Source organism: Kitasatospora sp. NEAU-CNBT7 (genome assembly GCF_057220535.1).
On the sequence record NZ_JBXQQB010000106.1, the window covers coordinates 1 to 3,766 of the forward strand.

Here is a 3,766-nt window from a genome sequence, read left to right on the forward strand (position 1 = left end):
GCAACGTAGCGTTTCTCTCATCAGAAACAGCAGTCCGAAGGAGTGCACCATGCAGAAGTTCGACACCCCCGCCCCGGTCTCCGTCGTCCTCGACGTCCCCGCCGGCCGGATCAGCCTCATCGCGGCGGACCGGGCCGACACCGTGGTGGAGGTCCGCCCGGCGGACGCCTCCAAGGGCCGCGACGTGAAGGCGGCCGGACGGACCGCGGTCACCCACCGCGACGGCGTCCTGCGGATCGCGGCCGAGCCCGCCGACAGCCGCATCCTCGGCTCCTCCGGCGCCGTCGAGGTGACCGTCCGACTGCCCGCCGGCTCCCACCTCGAGGCGAAGTGCGCCGCCGCCGAACTGCGCGGCGTCGGACGGCTCGGCAACGTCACCTTCGACGGCGCCCGGGGCACCGTCAAGCTCGACGAGACCGCCGCCGCCCACCTCACCGTCCTCGACGGCCCCATCACCGTCGGCCGCCTGGGCGGCCCCGCCACGATCAGCACCCACAACGGCGACCTCCACATCACCGAGGCCGTACGCGGCACCGTCGACCTGCGCACCGAGGCCGGCTCGATCGTCATCGGCGCCGCCTGCGGCGTGTCCGCCACCCTCGACGCCGGCACCGGCCACGGCCGGATCCACAACGCCCTCGCCAACACCGCCGGCGCCGCGGCCGAACTCACCGTCCACGCCACCACCGCCCACGGCGACATCACCGCCCGCAGCCTCTGACCCGCTGCTGCCACCGCGGCCCGCCCCGGTGGCGCCACCACCCGCCGTCCCCGACCCGCATCCGACTCGGCCCACTTACGGCTTCAGCCCACTTCCGACTCCGGACCCCTGGAGAGACGCCACCATGACGATCACCGAGCACTCCCCCTGGACCGGCATGGTGCCGGTCGACGACACCGCCCTGGCCGTGACCGACACCGGCGGGCCCGGCCGCGCCGTGGTCTACCTCAACGGCTCCTACGCCGACCGCTCGCACTGGCGGCGCGTCATCGCCGAACTCGGCGACGGCTACCGGCACATCAGCTACGACGAGCGGGCCCGCGGCGGGTCGCGGCGCGCGTCGGACTACTCGTTCGAGGCCTGTCTCCGCGACCTCGACGCCGTCCTGCGGGCCCGCGGGGTGGAGCGCCCGATCCTGGTGGGCTGGTCGTACGGCGCGATGCTGGCGGTGCACTGGGCCGCCCGGAACCCGGACCGCGTCCTCGGGGTGGTGTCGGCGGACGGCGCGTTGCCGCACGACTGGCTGGACGACGCGGCCCGGGCCCAGATCCGCACGCTGTTCCGCCGGCTGAGCGTGCTGTTCCCGGTGGCCCGCCGGCTCGGCCTGGCCGCGCGGATGAGCGCCGCGCAGCACGCCGAGATCAACATCGAGATCAACGAGCTCTGCGCCACCGCCGCCCTCGGCCCGGTCCTCGACCGGGTCACCGCACCGACCCGGTACGTGCTCGCCTCCGGCGGCAACCTGGGCGGCGAGGCGGCGCTGATGGAGCGGATCCGCGGCAACCTCGACCCGGTGCTCGCCCGCAACCCGAACATCCGGATCAGCGCCAAGGTCGCGAGCAACCACTCCAAGATCCTGCGCAGGGACTTCCGGGCCGTCGCCGACGCGGTACGCGAACTCACCACCCTCACCGCCGCCGCCGGGCACGGGGGCGGGTGAGCCGCGACCGGTCAGCGGGCGCTGCCGAGGTTGCGGTCGGCGTCCGACCCCTCGAGCATCAGGGTGGTCTCCTCGATCCGCCGGAAGCGGCCGTCGGGAGCGAGGTCGGCGAACACGTAGACCTCCATGCTCACGGTCGAACCGTCCTTCTTCGTGAGGTGACAGGTGTGCCGGTCGGCGTACTTGCCGCCGTCGTAGAGCTCCTCGTGGACCTCGACCTCGCCGCCGGCGACGAGCGTTCGCAGGTGCGCGATGTGGTCCAGGAACGCGGCCCGGTCGGCCCACTCGCCGTCGGTGCGCTGGCGGTAGTCGGGGGTGAAGTGGAGGTCGGCGGCCGCCTCCAGGGTGATGGACTCGTTGAGGAGCAGGTCGGTGAGGGCGGCCTTGATGCCGGTGCGGGTCATGCGGAGTCCTCCGGACGGATCTCGGGAGCGGGTACGGGGTGTTCGCGACCGGGCTCAGGCGGCGCTGGCGGTGTCGGTGTCGGTGTTGACGTTGAAGGTGTCGTCGAGCCAGTCGTAGATGCGGGCCTGGGTCAGGCGCATGGCGCCGGGGTGGCAGTGGGCGCCGGCGCCCTCGTCGGCGGTGAACACCATCAGGGTCTTCGGGCAGGTGAGGTGGTCGTAGAGCTGCTCGGGCTGGCCCTTGAAGAACATGTCGTCCTCGGCGTCGCAGACCAGGGTCGGGCACTGGATCTGCTCGGCGATGCCGTCGGCGAGGGTGTAGTCGAGGTAGGAGGCGTTGAAGGCGCGGGGGGTGTCGACGCCCATGACGTACATGCCGTGGTTGATCGCCCAGCGGGCGATCGGGTCCTTGGTCATGATCTGCTCCATGGCGGCGTCGAGTTCGGGGGCGGACTCGGCGCGCAGGAGGCGTTCGGCCTCCTCGCGGGTGCCGGGGATGTTGCGCACGGAGGTCTCGCCGAGGTCGTAGAGGCCGTCGACGGCGATCAGTGCGGCGAGGCGGTGCTCGAAGGCGGCGGCGCGGGGGGCGAGGATGCCGCCCATGCTGATGCCGACCAGGGCGATGCGGCTGTTGTCGACGTCGGGGAGGGTCTCGGCGAAGTCGACGACGGGGGTGATGACGTTCTCCCAGTCGGGGCGGAAGACCATGTCCTGGTGGTGGCGGGGGCCGGGCATGCCGGGGCCGTCGAAGACGAGGACGGTGTAGCCGCGTTCGACGCCGGCCATGGCGCCGAAGAAGTGCATCTCCTCGGCGGTGCCGTCGAAGCCGTTGTGCATGATGAGGGTGGGGCGGGGGGTGCCGGAGTCGTCGACGCGGTAGAGGTAGCCGGGCAGGGTGGTGCCCTGGTAGGGGATGGCGACGGGTTCGATGACCGGGGTGAACAGGGCGGCGGCGGCGCGGAAGCAGGCGACGCTGCGGTCGTAGGCGTGGTCGTGGCGGGGGTCGCAGGGGTGGCCGTGCAGGAAGAACTCGGCGGAGCGGTAGTAGTTGGAGGCGCGCAGGTAGCCGTCGCGGGCGCTGATGCGGTGGCCGGCCTTGAGGGCCTTGTCGGCCTCGGTGCGGACGCGGTCGGCGGTGGCGGTCCACTCGGTGTACCAGCTGTCGTAGTCGCCTTCGGTGATGCGTTCGCCGGTGGCGACGACCTCGCCGAAGTCGGCGCCGCCGTAGGCGATGTGGCTCATGGAGCGGAGGGTCTCGTACCAGAACTGGATGTTGTTGGGGAACAGCAGCTGCTTCATGGGGGTCTCCCTGGATCGGTTAAGCACTGATCTGTGCTTGTGGTGGGAACTGTAGACCCTCCGGGCGCGAGAAGCAAACATCTGTGCTTACGATGGGAGGGTGACCACGAAACAACCCACCGAACGCATCCGCAGGAGCCCCGAACAGGTCCGCGCGGCCGTCCACCAGGCCGTCATCGACCTGCTCTCCGAGCCCGACGGGGCCGAACCCACCATCCCGGCCATCGCGCAACGCGCCGGCGTCAACCACACGGTCGTCTACCGGCGTTGGGGCAGCCGGGAGGCCCTGCTCGCCGACGTCGTCACCACCCGCCTCGAGCGCACCTCACCCCTGCTCGACACCGGCAGCCTGCGCGGCGACCTCACCGCCTGGGCCCGGGCCAGCGTCGACAGCATCCGCAC

The 3,766-nt window shown here is 71.8% G+C and carries 5 protein-coding genes; 3 read left to right on the forward strand and 2 right to left on the reverse strand.

The window, feature by feature from the left end:
* Nucleotides 1-49 precede the first annotated feature (49 nt).
* Together AC2TEW_RS38590 and AC2TEW_RS38595 are read left to right on the forward strand one after the other, a co-directional pair.
* Nucleotides 50-721 (forward strand): DUF4097 family beta strand repeat-containing protein, encoded by a 672-nt coding sequence (locus tag AC2TEW_RS38590; RefSeq protein ID WP_484624458.1) that lies wholly within the window; start codon nt 50-52, stop codon nt 719-721.
* Between the two features lie 124 nt (nt 722-845).
* The gene (locus tag AC2TEW_RS38595; RefSeq protein ID WP_484627815.1) at nt 846-1,661 is read left to right on the forward strand and encodes an alpha/beta fold hydrolase; all 816 of its coding nucleotides are present in this window, start codon (nt 846-848) and stop codon (nt 1,659-1,661) included.
* 11 nt (nt 1,662-1,672) lie between these two features.
* On the opposite strand, the gene AC2TEW_RS38600 is transcribed toward AC2TEW_RS38595, so the two are convergent.
* Nucleotides 1,673-2,065: a nuclear transport factor 2 family protein gene (locus tag AC2TEW_RS38600; RefSeq protein ID WP_484627816.1), complete on the reverse strand. Its 393-nt coding sequence runs from the start codon at nt 2,063-2,065 to the stop codon at nt 1,673-1,675.
* Nucleotides 2,066-2,119: 54 nt separating this feature from the next.
* Nucleotides 2,120-3,364, reverse strand: a complete 1,245-nt coding sequence (locus AC2TEW_RS38605; RefSeq protein ID WP_484627817.1) for an alpha/beta hydrolase family protein — start codon at nt 3,362-3,364, stop codon at nt 2,120-2,122.
* A 100-nt stretch (nt 3,365-3,464) separates the two neighbouring features.
* Between AC2TEW_RS38605 and AC2TEW_RS38610 the strand changes: the two genes are divergently transcribed.
* Nucleotides 3,465-3,766 (forward strand): TetR/AcrR family transcriptional regulator (locus AC2TEW_RS38610; protein ID WP_484627818.1); only part of this gene is annotated, 302 nt, incomplete at its 3' end.